The sequence below is a fragment of the Pseudomonas sp. Ag1 genome, assembly GCF_000278565.1.
In the GTDB taxonomy this organism is placed as follows: domain Bacteria; phylum Pseudomonadota; class Gammaproteobacteria; order Pseudomonadales; family Pseudomonadaceae; genus Aquipseudomonas.
Genome location: NZ_AKVH01000112.1, coordinates 289,035 through 307,520 on the forward strand (window position 1 = coordinate 289,035; position 18,486 = coordinate 307,520).

Annotated in this window: 16 protein-coding genes; 6 read left to right on the forward strand and 10 right to left on the reverse strand. The window is 62.6% G+C overall.

Annotated elements, in window-relative coordinates:
- Nucleotides 1–130: 130 nt before the first annotated feature.
- The 7 genes from A462_RS02025 to pilM all read right to left on the reverse strand — a co-directional run bounded on the left by A462_RS02025 (nt 131) and on the right by pilM (nt 7,105).
- A complete protein-coding gene (locus tag A462_RS02025) occupies nt 131–1,690 on the reverse strand; it encodes an SPOR domain-containing protein (protein ID WP_003209350.1) in 1,560 nt (519 codons plus the stop codon).
- Nucleotides 1,691–1,700: 10 nt separating this feature from the next.
- A complete protein-coding gene (gene aroB / locus A462_RS02020; protein ID WP_003209346.1) occupies nt 1,701–2,801 on the reverse strand; it encodes a 3-dehydroquinate synthase in 1,101 nt (366 codons plus the stop codon).
- A gap of 147 nt (nt 2,802–2,948) precedes the next feature.
- Entirely contained in the window at nt 2,949–3,467 is a 519-nt protein-coding gene (gene aroK / locus A462_RS02015; RefSeq protein WP_003209345.1) for a shikimate kinase AroK, read from the reverse strand.
- Nucleotides 3,468–3,471: 4 nt separating this feature from the next.
- Nucleotides 3,472–4,809, reverse strand: a complete 1,338-nt coding sequence (locus tag A462_RS02010) for a type IV pilus secretin PilQ (protein WP_008439247.1) — start codon at nt 4,807–4,809, stop codon at nt 3,472–3,474.
- 69 nt (nt 4,810–4,878) lie between these two features.
- Nucleotides 4,879–5,904, reverse strand: a complete 1,026-nt coding sequence (locus A462_RS02005) for a pilus assembly protein PilP (RefSeq protein ID WP_008439249.1) — start codon at nt 5,902–5,904, stop codon at nt 4,879–4,881.
- The gene (locus A462_RS02000) at nt 5,901–6,452 is read right to left on the reverse strand and encodes a PilN domain-containing protein (protein WP_008439254.1); all 552 of its coding nucleotides are present in this window, start codon (nt 6,450–6,452) and stop codon (nt 5,901–5,903) included. Before A462_RS02000 ends, A462_RS02005 begins: the two co-directional genes overlap by 4 nt.
- Entirely contained in the window at nt 6,452–7,105 is a 654-nt protein-coding gene (pilM, locus tag A462_RS01995; protein WP_008439255.1) for a type IV pilus biogenesis protein PilM, read from the reverse strand. Before pilM ends, A462_RS02000 begins: the two co-directional genes overlap by 1 nt.
- Before the next feature lie 83 nt (nt 7,106–7,188).
- On the opposite strand from pilM, the gene A462_RS34520 reads away from it, so the two are divergent.
- A complete protein-coding gene (locus A462_RS34520) occupies nt 7,189–7,326 on the forward strand; it encodes a hypothetical protein (RefSeq protein ID WP_157222895.1) in 138 nt (45 codons plus the stop codon).
- The gene (locus A462_RS01990) at nt 7,326–9,782 is read left to right on the forward strand and encodes a penicillin-binding protein 1A (RefSeq protein ID WP_371316571.1); all 2,457 of its coding nucleotides are present in this window, start codon (nt 7,326–7,328) and stop codon (nt 9,780–9,782) included. Before A462_RS34520 ends, A462_RS01990 begins: the two co-directional genes overlap by 1 nt.
- 195 nt (nt 9,783–9,977) lie before the next feature.
- Here A462_RS01990 and A462_RS01985 read toward each other — a convergent pair whose 3' ends face one another.
- The 3 genes from A462_RS01985 to rpmE form a co-directional block, all read right to left on the reverse strand.
- Complete coding sequence (locus tag A462_RS01985) at nt 9,978–11,246, reverse strand: malic enzyme-like NAD(P)-binding protein (protein ID WP_003209334.1); 1,269 nt, start codon at nt 11,244–11,246, stop codon at nt 9,978–9,980.
- A gap of 181 nt (nt 11,247–11,427) precedes the next feature.
- A complete protein-coding gene (locus A462_RS01980; RefSeq protein ID WP_032899879.1) occupies nt 11,428–12,216 on the reverse strand; it encodes a thermonuclease family protein in 789 nt (262 codons plus the stop codon).
- A gap of 41 nt (nt 12,217–12,257) precedes the next feature.
- Nucleotides 12,258–12,488: a 50S ribosomal protein L31 gene (gene rpmE / locus A462_RS01975; RefSeq protein ID WP_003209330.1), complete on the reverse strand. Its 231-nt coding sequence runs from the start codon at nt 12,486–12,488 to the stop codon at nt 12,258–12,260.
- A gap of 297 nt (nt 12,489–12,785) precedes the next feature.
- Here rpmE and A462_RS01970 point away from each other — a divergent pair, with 297 nt between their 5' ends.
- The 4 genes from A462_RS01970 (at nt 12,786) to hslV (ending at nt 18,469) form a co-directional block, all read left to right on the forward strand.
- Complete coding sequence (locus A462_RS01970; protein ID WP_008439257.1) at nt 12,786–15,005, forward strand: primosomal protein N'; 2,220 nt, start codon at nt 12,786–12,788, stop codon at nt 15,003–15,005.
- 234 nt (nt 15,006–15,239) lie between these two features.
- Nucleotides 15,240–16,976 (forward strand): arginine--tRNA ligase, encoded by a 1,737-nt coding sequence (argS, locus tag A462_RS01965; protein ID WP_003209327.1) that lies wholly within the window; start codon nt 15,240–15,242, stop codon nt 16,974–16,976.
- A gap of 1 nt (nt 16,977) precedes the next feature.
- On the forward strand, nt 16,978–17,682 hold the full coding sequence (locus tag A462_RS01960; protein ID WP_003209324.1) for an SPOR domain-containing protein: 705 nt from the start codon (nt 16,978–16,980) through the stop codon (nt 17,680–17,682).
- 256 nt (nt 17,683–17,938) lie between these two features.
- The gene (gene hslV, locus A462_RS01955) at nt 17,939–18,469 is read left to right on the forward strand and encodes an ATP-dependent protease subunit HslV (protein ID WP_003209323.1); all 531 of its coding nucleotides are present in this window, start codon (nt 17,939–17,941) and stop codon (nt 18,467–18,469) included.
- Nucleotides 18,470–18,486: the final 17 nt, after the last annotated feature.

The window sequence follows — 18,486 nt, forward strand, 5'->3', positions numbered from 1 at the left end:
TAATTTTGACCGCTACGACTCAAAAGCCACTGTGACGCAGACACCACAAAGCGCGCGGCCTTCAGGGCTGCACGCTGTGTTGTTTTTTTTGAGGTGCCGAGAGGGCGGCCTGGGTAAGGCCGCCGGATCTTCAGCGAGTTGTTGCCAGTTCTTGTTGAACGCTGGCGACAGTGCGAGGCCAAGGTTTACCAGCCTGAACCTTCGCTGGCAAGGCCTTGATAGCGGATTCCGCTGCTGTACGGCTGGAGAAGTTGCCGTAAGTGATCACGTAGAGAGGCTTGCCGTTGAGCACTTTCTTGAAATAACGGTACTCGCCGCCCTGCTCTTTCACGAACGCCTGGGCGTTGGCTTCGGAGCTGGTGCCGAGGATCTGCACCACGAAGTTACCGGTAGGCTGGCTGGCATACCAGCTGCTGCCGGCAGCGCCAGTCGCGGCCTTGGCCACGACGGCCGGTTTTTCGGCAGGCTTGGCGGCTGGAGCCGGCTTGGCCGCAGGCGCCGGGGCGACTGGCTTGGCAACAGGTGCAGGCTTGGCGGTGGCGACCTGGGCTGGCGCTGGCGTCGGCTTGGCCGCTGGCTGACCGGCTGGCACGCCCGCAGGTGGCGCGGTGGTGGTCACGGTCGGCGGCGTGGCGCTGGAGCCTTCCACGGGCACCCCATCGTCGCCTTCGGAGATGCCGCCAGCTTCTTCGGCGAGCGGGCCGCGCATCACCGGTTGGCCGACCATTGGCAGGTTGGTGGGTTGGCCGGAGTTGGCAAACTCAACGTTCGGTGTTGGCTTGCCCAGTGGCAACTGCGCCTGTTCGGTTGGCGCGCCAGCGGTGGTCGGTGCCTTGTTGCGACCTGGAATCAACCAGGCGGCAGCGACGGCAACCACGACAACGGCAGAAATTGCCAATACGTGCTTCTTCGGCATAGTAAACCCCATCTTTGGACGCTTTACCGCTGAGCGGCTGGCAATCATGGCTTCGATCATGGCATCCCGGGCAACCTGGTTGATGGTGCCAGGCCAGCCGTCGGAGCTTTCGTGAATATCAGAGATCTGCGAAGCGGAGAAAAGTTCGATGCCCTGCCCTGCGCCTTCCAGCCGCTGGGCCAGGTATTCGCGGGTTTCTTCTTCTTCGTAAGGCTGCAGTTCGATGACGTGGAACAGCTCCTGCTCGCCGCTGATCTGTTCAAGTTCGGCGATCAGCGAAGACTCGCCAAACAGGAACACATGCGGGCGCCCTTCAGGCGTACCGGCCGCCAGGGCCAGCAACGCTTCCAGGGCAGATTCGTCGAGCTGCTCGGCGTCATCCACCAGCAGGTAGACTTCCTGGCCGGTCAGGCCCAGTTGCACCACTTGCTTGAGGATCGCATTCGGCTCGGCAGTGGACACGTCGAGGGCCTGGGCCACTTGACGCAACACGCCTGCCGCATCACCGGCACCACGGGCGGAAACCACCACGCTCTGTACCGATTGCTTGTTGGTGCTGGCCACCAGTGCCTGGCGCAGCAAGGTCTTGCCGCTGCCCAATGGGCCGGTGACCACCAGCAGCAACTGGCTGTAGCGCGCCAGGTGGTGCAGTTGCCCCAGCACCGGCTTGCGTTGCGCAGGGAAAAACTTGAAACCAGGCACCCGAGGAGCAAAAGGGTCGTGGCTTAACTGGTAATGGCCGAGGAACGCCTCGTCGGCATGCAAACTAGTCATCGGGATCTTATTAACCTTTAAGCTGGGCCAGGGCGCGGTAATCCGCTCCCAGCGTGGCCTGTAAAATCTCTTTCGGATAATCGTCGGTCACTACCGCTTCGCCCATTCGGCGCAACAGCACCAGTCGCAGTCGACCGTCGATCACTTTCTTGTCTATTGCCATATGTTCGAGAAAATCTGCCTCGGTCATCTCTTCGGGAGGAATGACCGGCAACCCGGCGCGCTGGAACAGGCGGATCCCGCGATCACGCTCCTGGGCGCTGATCCAGCCCAGGCGTTGCGACATCTCCAATGCCATCACTGTGCCAGCCGCTACGGCCTCTCCATGCAACCACACACCATAGCCCATGTGGGTCTCGATCGCATGGCCGAAGGTGTGGCCGAGGTTCAAGGTGGCGCGCACGCCGGACTCACGTTCGTCGGCATTCACCACCAGCGCCTTGGCGGCGCAGGAGCGGGAAATCGCTTCGGTGAGTGCCACCTGGTCGAGGGCGCGCAGGGCGTCGACGTGTTCTTCCAGCCAGGTCAGGAACGGCTCGTCGCAGATCAGCCCGTACTTGATGACTTCCGCCAGGCCCGCCGACAGCTCGCGGGGTGGCAGGGTATTGAGGGTGGCAGTGTCGATCAGCACCACATTCGGCTGATAGAACGCGCCGACCATGTTCTTGCCCAGCGGGTGGTTGATGCCGGTCTTGCCGCCCACCGACGAATCGACCTGGGACAGCAAGGTGGTCGGTACCTGGATAAAGTCCACGCCGCGCTGATAGCAGGCGGCTGCAAAGCCGGCCATGTCGCCGATCACACCGCCACCCAGGGCCACCACCGTGGTGCGCCGGTCATGACGGGCCGTCAGCAGGCCATCAAAGATCAGTTGCAGGGTTTCCCAGGTCTTGAAGGCCTCGCCGTCCGGCAGCACCACCGAGATCACCGAGTACGCCGCCAGGCTGCGGCTCAGACGCTCAAGATACAGCGGCGCGACCGTTTCATTGGAGATGATCGCCACTTGCCGCCCGGCAATATGCGGTGCGAGCAACTCGGGCTGGTCCAACAAACCTTCGCCAATATGGATCGGGTAGCTGCGCTCGCCAAGATCGACCTTAAGTGTCTGCATGTGTCCCCGCGTTGAAGATGAAAGCAGGCGTCCTGCCCTACATTAACGTTGTCGGCAACGTCGGGATCTGACGCTGCCTGATGGCTCTACGCCACAACTCGGACGGTCATGACGCGCCGCCGAGGATAGCGCATTTCGGCCCTGGCTTTAACGGGGTGGCAACTGTGCCAGGCGCTCGAGAATGTCGAGAACCACCATTCGTGGCGGCCGCTCATCGGTTTCCACCACCAGATCGGCGATTTCCCGATAAAGCGGGTCGCGCAGCGTCAGCAGGTCCCGCAGGGTTTTTGCCGGGTCGGCGGTGCGCAGCAATGGGCGATTGCGGTCGCGAGCGGTGCGGCCCACCTGCTGCTCGACAGACGCGTGCAGATAAACCACGCGACCGCCGGCGTGCAGCGCCCGGCGGTTCTCGTCGCGCATCACTGCGCCACCGCCGGTGGCCAATACCACGCCATCGCAGCCGCACAGTTCGGCAATCATCGCCTGCTCGCGGTCGCGAAAGCCCAGTTCGCCTTCCTTATCGAAGATCCACGGGATATTGGCGCCCGTGCGCAATTCAATTTCCTTATCGGAGTCTTTGAATGGCAGGCGCAGCTCTTTGGCCAGCAAACGGCCGATGGTGCTTTTTCCAGCCCCCATCGGTCCTACAAGAATCAAATTTCGCACAGAATCAACGACTCACAGCAATCGCCTGGTTATTCATAATACGCGGAGTCAGGAATACCAGCAGCTCGGATTTTTTCTCCGAAACCACATCCCGCCGGAAAAGGCGGCCAAGATACGGCACATCGCCCAAAAATGGCACTTTATCTACCACTTTGCTTTGAGTATTGGAGAAAACCCCGCCGATCACGATGGTCTCCCCGTCCTTGACCAGCACCTTGGCATTGACCTCGTTTTTCTTGATCGGCGGCACATCGTTGAGCCTGTTCAGGTAGTCGGGCTCGTCCTTGGTGACCTTGACCTCCATGATCACCCAGCCGTCCGGGGTGATTTGCGGGGTCACTTCCAATGACAAGGAGGCCTCCTTGAACGACACCGAGGTCGCGCCGGTGGAGCTGGACTCCTGATAGGGGATCTCGGTGCCCTTGAGGATTCGCGCGGTTTCCTTGTCGGAGGTGACGACCTTGGGCTGCGAAACGATTTCACCATTGCCGGTTTTTTCCATGGCGGTCAGTTCCAGGTCCAGCAGCAGGTTGTCGGTGATAAACGCGACACCCAGGCCAGCGCTGCCGTTGACCGCCCCCAGGTCCACAAACGGCGAGCTGGGCGGGGTTTCAGGCGGCTCGGCCCCCTCCGCCAGCGGCTTCCTGATCCCTCCAGCCCCCCAGTTACCCCGATTCAGTTGCCCGCCCCAGCGCACGCCAAGGCTTTTGTCGTAATCCACATTGGCCTCGACGATCCGCGCCTCGATCATCACCTGCCTAACCGGAATATCCAGTTGCGCCACAATCGTGCGCAGCTCCTCCAGCCGCTCCCGGGTCTGGTAGGCGATGATGTTGTTGGTGCGGTCATCCACCGCCACCGAGCCGCGCTCATCGGTGGCGCCTTCCAGGCCCACGGCCGACTGGAAGAGCTTGGCCAGGTCCGACGCCTTGGCGTAATTGACTTGCAGCAACTCGCGGCGCAGCGGTGCCAAGTCAGTCATTTGCTTGCGCGACTCCATCGCCAGCAACTCGCGGGCGGCCAACTCCTCGGCCGGCGCGACCAGCAGCACATTGGCCGTCACACGTTTATCCAACCCCTTGGTTTGCAGCACCAGGTCCAGGGCCTGGTCCCAGGGCACGTCCTTGAGGCGCAGTGTGATCGAACCCTGCACGTCGTCGCTGGTCACCAGATTGAGGCCGGCAACGTCAGCAATCTGCTGCAGCACCGCGCGCAACTCGATGTTCTGGAAGTTGAGGGACAGCTTGTCCCCGGTGAACGCCACTTGCCCGGTACTCAGGGGCGCATTGCCAGGTGGCGGCAGGTGAATCAAGTCGATTCGATTGGGCACAGCCATGACCATCGGTGCCGTGAACGCTATCCATAGCGCCACACCGAAGGACGAAAAAGTCCTTTTCATTGTTTGTTTCCGTTATGAGTTCACGTTCAGGGCAAGGGTTTGCGAGCGTTCCAGCCACGCGCCCTGGCCATCCGGGAAAAGCTCGGCCAGTTCGACATGGGAGTCATGAATCGCCGTGATGCGCCCGTGGTCCGGGCCCAGGTAATCGCCGATTGCCAGCCGATGGACAGACGACGCTCCGCGCAGCAGGGCGAAGGTTTGAGCCCCCAGGGACAAGGTCCCGACCATTTCGAACTGCTCCACGGCGAAGCCTTCGAGGATTCCGCGAGGCCTGGCGAGATCAGGTCCGGCAGCCGGTCGCCCGGCGGGTCGAACCAGTTGGCGAGAGGGCGGCTGGAAAGGGTCGCGCAAGGCTGCAAAATCGTACGCCACTTGCTGCGGCCCGGGCTCGGCGACAGCCTGTGCCGGCGGGTGCAAATCAACCTTCAGGTCATCGCCCGCCTGGCGGTTGTGACGATAGGTCCTGGCTACCAGACTGAGGTGCAACACCGAGGGATCGACAGGACTGAATGCCAAGTCATGCACCGTGACAATTCCTGGCAAGCTGGCCATGCCGTTGATGAACGCCGCCAGGTCGTGAAAAGTCCCGGTGACGCCAATCTGCATGGGCGATTCGATGTACAGGGCGCGAGGCTGGTCATCCCGAAGTTCGATGGCCTCCAGCACCAAGCCATTGGCGGCACTCAGGCGGCCAATATCTTCAAGCAGGCCGGGTACCTGGGTGTCGGCAGGCAGCCGCCGTAACAGGTTGGCGAAATGGCCTCGCATTGTTTCGAGTTCGCGGACCAGGGACTCCAGGCCGGCAGCCTGGATGGTTTTCAGCGCGACCTGCTGTTCAAGCGCCACTTCCTGCGACTCAAGCTGGCGCAGTTGCTCCCGCGCCCCACTCAAGTAGAAGGTATTGCCCACCGCCCACAGCAGGCAAACCACCGCGCCAGCCAGCAACGCCTTGCCCGGCAAGGGCCAGTTGGCGGCGTTCTGGCAGAGCTGGGTTATATCGGATTCCGTCAGCCCTGGCAGGCCTGACGCCCCTCTCATTGGCGCACCTCATCCGAGTGACCATGGCGAACCGTCAACTGGAAGCCATTGTCGTCGCCCTCCTGCGCGCCGCGAACCCGTTGAAGCCGGGGCGTTTCCAAGTCTTCGGCAGCTTCGAGGCGTCGCATGAACTGAGCAATGTCCCGGTTCGATCCGGCCGTGCCGCTGATGGAAACAGAACCGCCGTCGACGCTCACTTCGCGCAACTGCACCCCGTCCGGCACGGCGCGGGCCAACTGGTCCAGCAACTGAGCACCCGCCGCACGATCGTCCTGCAAACCCTGCACAACTTTCATCCGTTCCATCAACTGCTGGCGCTGCTCATGCAGTTCGTCGATGGCCTTGATCCGCGAGTCGAGCCCGGTGACACCCTGGCTCAACTGGTTATTGCGGGCCAACTGCCGATCGATTGCACGGTCGATCACCTGGTCTGCCAGCCAAACCGCAGCCAGCGCCACCGCTGCAGCCCCCGCCAGAAACACCAGAAAATATTTGCGCCGCCGCTCATTCCGTTCTGCGCGCCACGGCAACAGGTTGATTCGTGTCATCAGTCGAAACTCCTCAGGGCCAGCCCGCAGGCCACTCCCATTCCCTGGGCATCCACGGCCCATTGCGCGCCATCGACACGACGGCCCGGCGTGATGCTGTCCGAAGCCTGCCTGCCCGCGCGAGCCAATGCAAATGCTTCGACATCCACTATCCGCGTCGCCAGCCCCGCAAGGGCCAAAACCGCCTCACGGGCCTCTACCTGTTCCTTGAGGCAGGCAACCAGCAGCACATCGACGCTTTGCGGGTCATGGGCCGACGGGCCCTGCACCTGGAAGTCGATAGCCACATCCTCCAGCGGATAAGGAATGTACTGGTCTGCTTCGCCATGGATTCGACGCACCATTTCAGCATCCGTCAGCCCCGCGTCCATCTCCAGCACGCGGGTAATCACCGAGGGCCCTGCCACGGCCACGGCGGCATGCCTGAGTGATGCATGCGCCTGTACCAGCGCCCGGGAAAGTGCCTGCGCGACGGCATCGAAATCAACCACGCTGCTGTCGACCACCGCATGGGCCGGCAACTGCTGCATGGCGTAGCCCCGCACGCTGTAGCCAGTGCCTGAAGCCTCCAGCTCCACCAGCCTGACGCCGGTGTCATTGATGTCGACACCCAGGACGGCATCGGCTTTTCGCCTGAAAAATCCCTTTCTCATAAAACTCCCCAAAACTTTCCCTGTCTTACGGACTGATTGCTGCCAGGCTTCCTGCATTCGGTCGGCTTGTATGAGCGGCGCGAATGACGCCCGAAGCCGAAAAATGCTTTAATGCCCAGCGTTTTTTCCCGCGTTTATCTGCTGGCCGGGTCGATCCACCACTTGCCGTGCATGCCCCGACGCCTAACCCATTCTTTTCCTTGGAAATCCAAAAGCCTTGATTCGTCTGCTGAAGTTTTTCGGGTACTCCATTGTCGCGATCGTCTGCGGGCTGATGCTCGTGCTCAGCGGGGCCTATCTCTACCTTAGTCCGGGTTTGCCCTCCGTAGAGGCCCTGAGAAGTATCCAGTTGCAGATTCCTTTGCGGGTCTACAGCAGCGATGAAAAACTGATCGCGGAGTTCGGCGAAATGCGCCGCACACCGATCCGTTTCGCCGACATTCCACCCAATTTCATCAACGCCCTGCTGTCGGCTGAAGACGATAACTTCGCCAATCACTACGGCGTCGACCCAAGCAGCCTGGTGCGGGCGGCCACGCAGTTGGTAAAAAGCGGACACATTCAATCCGGTGGCAGCACCATCACCATGCAGGTGGCGAAGAACTTCTTCCTCACCAGCGAACGCAGCTTTTCCCGCAAAGCCACGGAAATCCTCCTGGCGTTGCAGATCGAACGTCAGCTGACCAAGGATGAGATCCTTGAGCTGTACGTCAACAAGATCTATCTGGGCAACCGCGCCTACGGCATCGAGGCGGCTTCACAGGTTTACTACGGCAAGTCGATTCGTGACGCCAGCCTGGCGCAGATGGCGATGATTGCCGGCCTGCCCAAGGCGCCTTCGCGCTTCAACCCGCTGGCCAACCCGGCGCGCAGCAAAGAGCGCCGCGACTGGATCCTGGGCCGCATGTACAAGCTGGGCAAGATCGACCAGGCCGCGTACGAAAGTGCGGTGGCCGAGCCGCTGAACGCCAGCTATCACGTGCCGACCCCGGAAGTGAATGCCCCGTATATCGCCGAAATGGCCCGTGCCGAGATGGTCGGCCGCTATGGCAGCGAGGCGTACACCGAAGGTTTCCGCGTGACCACGACGATTCCGAGCAACCTGCAGGAAATCGCCAACAAGTCGGTACACGATGGCCTGGTCGCCTATGACCAGCGCCATGGCTACCGCGGCCCTGAATCGCGCCTGCCGGGCAAGACCCTGAGCGCCTGGACCGTCGAGCTGGGCAAACAGCGCCCGATCAGCGGCCTTGAACCCGCCATCGTCACCCAGGTGAAGAAAGATGGCGTGCAGGTACTGACGCGCACCGGCGAAGAGCATGTGTCGTGGGACAGCATGAAATGGGCCCGCCCGTTCCTGAACACCAACAGCATGGGCCCGATGCCCAAGCAGCCGTCGGACGTGGCCCAGGTCGGTGACCTGGTTCGCGTGCAGCGCCAGAAGGACGACAGCCTGAAATTCAGCCAGGTGCCCGTGGCACAGGGCGCGCTGGTGTCGCTTGACCCGCAGAACGGTGCAATCCGTGCCCTGGTCGGCGGCTTTGCCTTCGAGCAGAGCAACTACAACCGCGCCACCCAGGCCAAGCGCCAGCCGGGTTCCAGCTTCAAGCCGTTCATCTACAGCGCCGCCCTGGATAACGGCTACACCGCCGCCAGCCTGGTCAACGATGCACCGATCGTGTTCGTCGACGAGTACCTGGACAAAGTCTGGCGCCCGAAGAACGACACCAACACCTTCCTCGGCCCGATCCGCGTCCGCGAGGCGCTGTACAAGTCGCGTAACCTGGTGTCGATCCGCCTGCTGCAGGCGATGGGCGTAGGCAAGACCATCGACTACATCACCCGCTTCGGCTTCAACAAGTCGGACCTGCCGCCCAACCTGTCCCTGGCACTGGGTACCGCCACGCTGACACCGATGGAAATCGCCACCGGCTGGAGCACCTTTGCCAACGGCGGCTACAAGATCACCCCGTACCTGATCGACAAGATAGAAAGCCGTAGCGGCGAAACCCTGTTCACCGCCAACCCACCACGGGTACCGGGCGACGTGGTCAATGGCGTCGCGGCCACTGACGGCCAGGCAGCACCGGCCAACGGCGGCATCACCATCGAGCCGACGCCAGGCGAAGCCCCGGCAGCCGGCGCTCCCGCCGCACCACAAGCGCCGGCGGTAGCCGAACGCGTTGTGGATGGCCGTACCACTTACATCCTCAACAGCATCCTGGAAGACGTGATCAAGAAGGGTACTGGGCGTCGCGCCCTGGCCCTGGGCCGTGCCGATATCGCCGGCAAAACCGGTACCACCAACGACTCCAAGGATGCCTGGTTCTCCGGCTACAACGCCGACTACGTGACCACCGTATGGACCGGTTACGACCAGCCGGAAAGCCTCGGTCGCCGGGAGTTCGGCGGCACTGTCGCGCTGCCGATCTGGATGAGCTACATGGGCGCCGCGCTGAAGGATATGCCGCTGCATACCCAGCCGGAACCGGAAGGCATCCTGAGCCTGCGGATCGACCCGGTCAGCGGCCGTGCAGCAGCGCCGAGCACGCCGAATGCGTACTTCGAGCTGTTCAAGAGCGAGGACACGCCGCCGTCGGTCAACGAGCTGGGCAATGGTGTTGCACCGGGCAGCCCGCTGCCGGCGGACGAGGCGGCGCCGATCGATTTGTTCTAACACGCAGTTCCAATGTGGGAGCGGGCTTGCTCGCGAAAGCGGAGTATCAGGCTCAGATGGGCCGACTGACACACCGTCTTCGCGAGCAAGCCCGCTCCCACAGTTGGATCACCGCCAGGCTCGAGCCAATTGCCAGCCACAAAAAAAGCCCCGACTCGCAAGAGCCGGGGCTTTTTGGTGGTGCGCTACAACGGCTTAGCCGTTGAACACATCATCCACGCTTTGCAGCGGGTAGTTCTTCGGATACGGCAGGGTGGCCACACCCGTCTCGATTGCGGCTTTGGCCACGGCATCGGAGATCAGGGTGATCAGGCGCTTGTCCATTGGTTTCGGGATGATGTACTCACGACCGAATTCCAGCTTGATGCCGCCGTAGGCGTCGCACACTTCCTGAGGAACCGGCAGCTTGGCCAGTTCGCGCAGGGCGTTGGCGGCCGCAACTTTCATCTCTTCGTTGATGCGCTTGGCGCGAACGTCCAGGGCACCACGGAAGATGAACGGGAAGCCCAGTACGTTGTTGACCTGGTTCGGGTAGTCCGAACGGCCGGTGGCCATGATCACGTCGCTACGGGTGGCGTGGGCCAGTTCCGGGGAGATTTCCGGATCCGGGTTGGAGCACGCGAACACGATCGGGTTGGCCGCCATGGACTTGAGGCCTTCGGCGCTCAGCAGGTTCGGGCCGGACAGGCCAACGAACACGTCTGCACCGTCCAGGGCGTCAGCCAGGGTACGCTTGGAGGACGGATGCGCGAACATCGCCTTGTACTGGTTCAGGTCGGTACGCTCGGACTGCACAACGCCCTTGCTGTCGACCATGTAGATGTTTTCCAGCTTGGCGCCCATGCTCACCAGCAACTTCATGCAGGAGATGGCCGCGGCGCCGGCGCCCAGGCAAACGATCTTGGCTTCGCCAAGGGTTTTGCCGGCGATTTCCAGGGCATTGATCATGCCGGCCGCGGTAACGATCGCGGTGCCGTGCTGGTCATCGTGGAATACCGGGATGTCGCACTGTTCGATCAGGGCCTTTTCGATCTCGAAGCACTCAGGTGCCTTGATGTCTTCCAGGTTGATGCCACCGAAGGTGATGGAGATGCGCTTTACGGTGTCGATGAAAGCCTGCGGGCTCTCGGAATCGACTTCGATATCGAATACGTCAATGCCGGCGAAGCGCTTGAACAGCACGCCTTTACCTTCCATGACTGGCTTGGAAGCCAATGGGCCGAGGTTACCCAGGCCGAGGATCGCGGTGCCATCAGAGATCACTGCAACCAGGTTGCCTTTGCCGGTGTACTTGTAGGCCAGTTCAGGATCGCGGGCGATTTCACGTACGGGCTCGGCAACGCCAGGGCTGTAGGCCAGCGACAGGTCGCGGGCGGTGGCAGTGGCTTTGGTGAGCTCTACACTCAGCTTTCCTGGACGAGGATGGGCATGATATTCGAGAGCGGCAGTTTTCAAATCAGACATATCGGCATTCCGCTTTTACTGTTGGTCGACGGACCGCCGAGGATACGCGTGTCGCAAAGTCCCCACAAGACTGGGCAGTCACAGGTGTCAAGGGCCCTGCCCTACGACTTTTGGCCAAGAGCCACGGGATACAAGGGCTCAACTGTTCACAATCGACCTGAAAAATGTCTACAATTTTTTCTTACGGCGCCTGCTCGAGCATGCCGGGATCGGTCAGTGGCAACAGCCAGCGTGCCTGGCCCTTTTCCAGGCCGCCGCGTCGGGAGCGGTCCAGCACCCAGCCGCGGGCTTCGATGGACTGGCCCTGCAAACCCTTCAACAGCGCACTGTCGAATCGGCCCACCAGATTGGGTGCAATGCGCAGTACCAGTGAGCCCTGCAACTCAATCCAGACTCCGCCGCGATTGCGTTCGATTTTGCTCACTCGGCCGCTGACCACCGCAAAGCCCGAGCGCCGGATCTTCGCCGCATCGACCACCGGTGACCGGCGCCACACCCCCAGCCGGGCCTGCCGGGCGCTGCGTTCGGCGGCTTGCTGGCAGGCCACCAGTGCCACATTCGGCGCGACCGCCACCTGGAAGCCAAGGCCTTCGGCGAGCAACTGCGCTTCCAGATTTGCTCCATTGGCACCGTAGAGATGGGCCAGGGTGCGGCCGTAACGGTCCTTGCTCTCCCGTCCGGGCACCACGCCAACGCGCCCACCGCTCGCGTCCACCAGACTTTGCAGGCGCTCGCGAGCGGCCACGGCGAAGGGCTCGTCAGTGCGCCCCTGCTTGCCGGTTTCCGGGGCATTGACGCCGATCATGCGTATGCTGCGGCCGTCCTTGAGGCGCACGGTGTCACCATCCACTACCCGCTGCACGTCGAAGGTCGCGACATCGCCGGGCGCCGGGCAGAATACCTCGCCCTGGGCGGGCGCCAGCCAAATCGCAGACACAAAAAAGGCGCCCACGAGGGACGCCTTTTTCATCAGCGAGGACAAGCCATACAGGCCATCCAAGCGGACCAGCCTTACTCGGCTTTAGGAGCAGCTTTAGCGCCGAAAGCACCGAAGCGGGTCTTGAAGCGGTCAACACGGCCGCCAACATCCAGAGTCTTCTGCTTACCGGTGTAGAACGGGTGGCACTCGTTGCACACGTCGATTGGCAGAGCTTTGCCGAAAGTCGAACGGGTTTCGAACTTGTTACCGCAGCTGCAGGTAACGTCGATGGCAACATAGTTTGGATGGATATCGGCTTTCATGGTGTATTCCTCAGGCTAGCGTGCCGCCAATCAACACTATTGTTGAATACCGCACGTAATTAGGCCGCGGATTCTACCAGACCTTTTTAAACGCGCAAGAAGCACAACGGCCCCTTTCATCAGAAAAGCGCGGCATACACAAGGCCCTGTGGGAGCCGGGCTTGCCCGCGATGCAGGCGCGGCGGTGCCTCAGGTGCACCGTGTCGATACTATCGCGGGCAAGCCCGGCTCCCACATCCACCGCTGGTCTGCTAGGCTCCCGCCCTTCTTCGCCGCCCGTCATATGAGAACCCCCGCGTGCCCGACGCCATTTTGCGCCTCGCCCTGCCCTCGCCCCTGCGCCGCCTGTTCGATTATCGGGCCCCTGCCGGCGTATTGCGGTCGCAGTTGCAGCCCGGCATGCGCGTACGGGTACCGTTTGGCCGGCGGGAGATGATCGGCATCCTGGTGGAAGTCGCCGATCACAGCGAAGTGCCCGCCGAGAAGCTCAAGCCGGCCGTGGCCATCCTCGACAGCACGCCGCCGCTGCCGCCCGCGCTGTTCAAGCTGTGCCTGTGGACCTCGCAGTATTACCAGCACAGCCTCGGCGACACCTTGAGCTGGGCGCTGCCGGTGCTGTTGCGCCAGGGCGAACTGGCCGAGGCGCGCCAGGAGCGTTTCTGGTCGATGGTCCCGGGGGCGCGCATGGACGACCCGCGCATCGCCCGCGCCCCGCGCCAGCGTGAAGCCCTGGCAACCCTGGCCCAGCATCCCCACGGCGTCGCCCATCAGCTGTTAAGCAAGCTGATGCTGAGCAAGGACAGCCTGGACTTGCTGCTGGCCAAGGGCCTGGTGCAGGTGGAGATCCGCAAGCACGCCCCCGGCGAGCGCCACGAACACTGGCTGGCCCAGCCGGAACTGCCGCTCAACCCCGAACAACGCGCCGCCTATGAAGCGATTCGCGCCGGTTTCGACAGTTTCCACGCGTTCCTGCTGGCGGGCGTCACCGGCAGCGGCAAGACCGAAGTCTATTTGCAACTGATCCGCGAAACCCTCGAAGCCGGCAAACAGGCACTGGTGCTGATCCCCGAGATCAACCTCGGCCCGCAAACCCTGGCGCGTTTCGAGCAGCGTTTCAACGCGCGCATCGCCCTGGTGCACTCGGCGGTCAACGACCGCGAGCGCCTGGAATCCTGGCTCGCCGCCCGGGACGGTGAGGCCGACATTATTATCGGCACCCGTTCGGCGCTGTTCACCCCGATGAAAAATCCCGGGCTGATCATCATCGACGAAGAACACGACGGCTCCTATAAACAGCAGGAAGGCCTGCGCTACCACGCCCGCGACCTGGCGCTGGTGCGTGCCCGCCAGGAAAACATCCCGATTGTGCTGGGCTCGGCCACGCCTTCCCTGGAAAGCCTGCACAACGCCTACACCGGGCGCTACGGCCTGCTGCGTCTCAATGAACGTGCCGGCGGTGCCAAGCAGCCCCGCTTCCTGCGCCTGGATGTAAAAAGTCGCCCGCTGGACAGCGGCATTTCCGGGCCGATGCAGCAAGCCATCGGGCAAACCCTCGCGGCGGGCCAGCAAGTGCTGGTGTTCCTCAACCGCCGGGGTTTTGCGCCGACGCTGCTGTGCCACGACTGCGGCTGGATGTCCGAGTGCAATCGCTGCGATGCGCGAATGACCGTGCACCAGCGCTCCGGCGAGTTGCGCTGCCATCACTGCGGCCATGTGGAGCGGGTGCCGCGGCACTGCCCGCAGTGCGGCAAAGTCGACTTGCGACCGGTGGGTGCGGGCACCGAGCGCGCCGAAGAACGACTGGGCATCCTGTTCCCGGATTACCCGGTGCTGCGGGTCGACCGCGACAGCACCTCGCGCAAGGACGCGATGAATCAGTTGTTCGCCACGATCCAGAAGGGCCAGCCGTGCATTCTGGTGGGCACGCAGATGCTTGCCAAAGGGCATCACTTCCCACGGGTGACCCTGGTGTCGATCCTGGATGCCGACGGCGGGCTGTTCTCCGGGGATTTTCGCGCCAGCGAGCGCATGGCGCAGTTGATCGTGCAGGTCGCAGGCCGGGCCGGGCGGGCCGAAGAGCCGGGCAAGGTGATCATCCAGACGCACCTGGCCGACCACCCGCTGCTGATTCAACTGACAGAACAAGGTTACTTTGCCTTCGCCGAACAGGCCTTGAGCGAGCGACGCTCGGCAGGTTTGCCACCGTTTGCGCATCTGGCGCTGCTGCGGGCCGAAGCGCACAAGCCAGGGCAGGCCGAAGGTTTCCTGGATGAAGCGTGCAGCGAGGCTGAACGTTTGCTGGGGGAACTGGGTCTGACCGGCATCGAGCTATTGGGCCCGGTGCCAGCACCGATGGAACGCCGCGCCGGGCGCTACCGCGCCCAGCTACTCTTGCAAGCCAGTGCCCGCGCGCCGCTGCATCGTTTATTAAGCAGCTGGTTACTTGCGCTGGAGCAAATGCCAAGCGGGCGACAAGTGAGATGGTCGCTGGACGTAGACCCGGTAGATTTGTATTAACCCCCTGTGGCGAGGGAGCTTGCTCCCGCTGGGCTGCGTAGCAGCCCCAAAAAGGCCGGGAGCGCTACGCACTCCAGCGGGAGCAAGCTCCCTCGCCACAGCAAGCTCCCTCGCCACAGGTTAATCGTCCGTCAAGGTCCCGCGAAGGTTGGCAAGCCCGCCCTCGCCACGGATAATGCCCAGTTTTTCCACCTGCGCATCGCGCGCCACCGCTTGCGGTCGAAAGAGAACACCATGAAAGACACCATTCGCCAGCTGATCCAACAAGCCCTCACCCAACTCGTCAACGAAGGTGTGTTGCCTGAAGGCCTGACGCCGGCGATCCAGGTGGAAAATACCCGCGACAAGACCCACGGTGATTTCGCCAGCAACATCGCGATGATGCTGGCCAAGCCGGCCGGCCTGAAGCCGCGCGACCTGGCGGAAAAAATCATCGCCGCGCTGCCGGCCGACCCGCAGGTGACCAAGGCTGAAATCGCCGGCCCAGGCTTCATCAACTTCTTCCAGAACACCCAGGCCCTGGCTTCGCGCCTGGACGCGGCCCTGGCCGACGCGAAAATCGGCGTGCGCAAGGCCGGCCCGGCACAGCGCGTGGCCATCGACCTGTCGGCACCGAACCTGGCCAAGGAAATGCACGTGGGCCACCTGCGCTCCACCATCATCGGTGACGGCGTGGCGCGGGTCCTGGAGTTCCTCGGCGATGACGTGATCCGCCAGAACCACGTGGGCGACTGGGGTACCCAGTTCGGCATGCTGATGGCCTATCTGCAGGAAAACCCGATCACCAGCAACGAGCTGTCGGACCTGGAGAATTTCTACCGCGCCGCGAAGAAGCGTTTCGACGAATCCGAAGAATTCGCCGACCGCGCCCGTGGCCTGGTGGTCAAGCTGCAAGCCGGCGATGCCGAATGCCTGGAACTGTGGGGCCGCTTCCGCGAGATCTCGCTGTCCCACTGCCAGGAAATCTACGAGCTGCTCAACGTCAAATTGACCATGGCCGACGTGATGGGCGAAAGCGCCTACAACGACGACCTGATCAACGTGGTCAACGACCTCAAGGCCAAGGGCCTGCTGGTTGAAAGCAACGGCGCGCAGTGCGTGTTCCTCGAAGAATTCAAGACCGCCGACGGCGACCCGCTGCCGGTGATCATCGTCAAGGCCGATGGCGGCTACCTCTACGCCACCACCGACCTGGCCGCCGTGCGCTACCGCAGCGGCGTGCTGAAAGCCGACCGTGCCCTGTATTTCGTTGACCAGCGCCAGGCCCTGCACTTCCAGCAAGTGTTCGAAGTGGCGCGCCGCGCCGGTTTCGTGACCCACCCGATGCAGATGGAACACATGGGCTTCGGCACCATGAACGGCGCCGATGGCCGCCCGTTCAAGACCCGTGACGGCGGCACCGTGAAGCTGATCGACCTGCTGAACGAAGCCCAGGACCGCGCCTACAACCTGGTGAAGGAAAAGAACCCTGAGCTGGCCGAAGCCGACCTGCGCAACATCGCCCGCGTCGTGGGGATTGGCGCGGTGAAATACGCCGACCTGTCCAAGCACCGCACCAGCGACTACAGCTTCAACTTCGAACTGATGCTCAACTTCGAAGGCAACACCGCGCCGTACCTGCTGTATGCCTACACACGGGTGGCCGGTGTGTTCCGCAAGCTCGGCAAGGACTTCAGCGAAGTCGAAGGCCAGATCAACCTTGAGGCGCCACACGAGCAGGAGCTGGCCGCCAAACTGGCGCAATTCGGCGAAGTGCTGAACAGCGTCGGCGAAAAAGGCACACCGCACATCCTCTGCACCTATTTGTACGAAGTCGCCGGTTTGTTCTCCAGCTTCTACGAGAACTGCCCGATCCTGACCGCAGACGACGAAGCCCAAAAGCAGAGCCGCCTGCGCCTCGCCGCACTGGCAGGACGGACCCTCAAGCAAGGCCTGGAATTGTTGGGCCTGGAAACTCTGGAGCGTATGTAAGTTGGCTGCCAAGAAAAAACCTGCACCCAAGCGCGGCGCCAGCCGCTACCAGGCACCGGCGAAGAAGCCTATTCCGGGCTGGTTGTGGATGGCCATCGGCCTGACGGTCGGCGCGTTTGTGGTGTTCCTGATGAAGCTCGACCCGGGCAAGGGCGATGACGTCAAACGGGTCAAGCAAGAACAGCAGAAGGCCACGAAAATGGCCGAGGCGAACAAGACACCGCCTAGCCCGACTGCGCCGGTGAAGCCGAAATACGACTTCTACACGCTGCTGCCGGAATCGGAAGTGATCGTGCCGCCGGACGCCGTGCCGGAGAAAACCCTGCCGACGCCGCAGCCGGTGCCGACTACGCCGGTTACCCCGGCGGAAGCAGCGAAGATCGACACGGCCCGGGCCCAGGCTGCGCTGGCCGGGATTACCCCGCCGCCACCGCCGCCGGTCGCCACCACCAAGGCCGCGCCCGTGACCAAGTTCTTCCTGCAGGCGGGCTCGTTCCCGAAACAGGCGGATGCGGACCGGGTACGCGCGCAGATTATTTTGCTGGGGCAGGCGGTGACGGTGGAGTCCGGGACGGTTAAGGATGCGACCTGGTATCGCGTGCTGGTGGGGCCGTTCAGCAACCGTGAACAGCTGACCGTGGCGCAGAAGCAACTGGCCGGCGCCGGGTTTAGCAACCTGTTGTTACAACAACGCCAGAGCCGCTGATTCCGGAAACAGCATCGGGTTAATGTGGGAGCGGGCTTGCTCGCGAATGCGGTAGATCAGTCAATATTTTAGGTGACTGACACACCGCATTCGCGAGCAAGCCCGCTCCCACATTTGATTTTCATCGGCCTCAGGACCGAGTCCGACACATAAACACCACTCGTCCGCCCTCCCGTCCTACAGTTGAAATCCCCCCCGCCACCCCCATATGAGTTCCATCAGGGCATTTTCGCCCCGCAGCGTGGAGACTCTCCCCTTGACCACCATCGTTTCAGTTCGCCGCCACGGCAAAGTCGTCATGGGCGGCGACGGCCAGGTTTCACTTGGCAATACCGTGATGAAAGGCAACGCGAAAAAAGTCCGTCGCCTGTACCACGGCCAGGTCCTCGCCGGTTTTGCCGGCGCCACCGCTGACGCCTTTACCCTGTTCGAGCGCTTTGAAGGCCAACTTGAGAAGCACCAGGGCCATCTGGTCCGTGCCGCCGTCGAGCTCGCCAAAGAATGGCGCACCGACCGCTCACTCAGCCGCCTGGAAGCCATGCTGGCCGTCGCCAACAAAGACGCCTCCCTGATCATCACCGGCAACGGCGACGTGGTTGAACCCGAAGAAGGCCTGATCGCCATGGGCTCCGGCGGCGGCTACGCACAAGCGGCGGCCAGCGCCCTGTTGAAGAAAACCGACCTGTCGGCCCGGGAAATCGTCGAGACTGCCCTGGGTATCGCTGGCGACATCTGTGTCTTCACCAACCACAACCTGACCATTGAGGAGCAGGACCTCGCCGAGTAAGCCGTAGGCTTATTCCC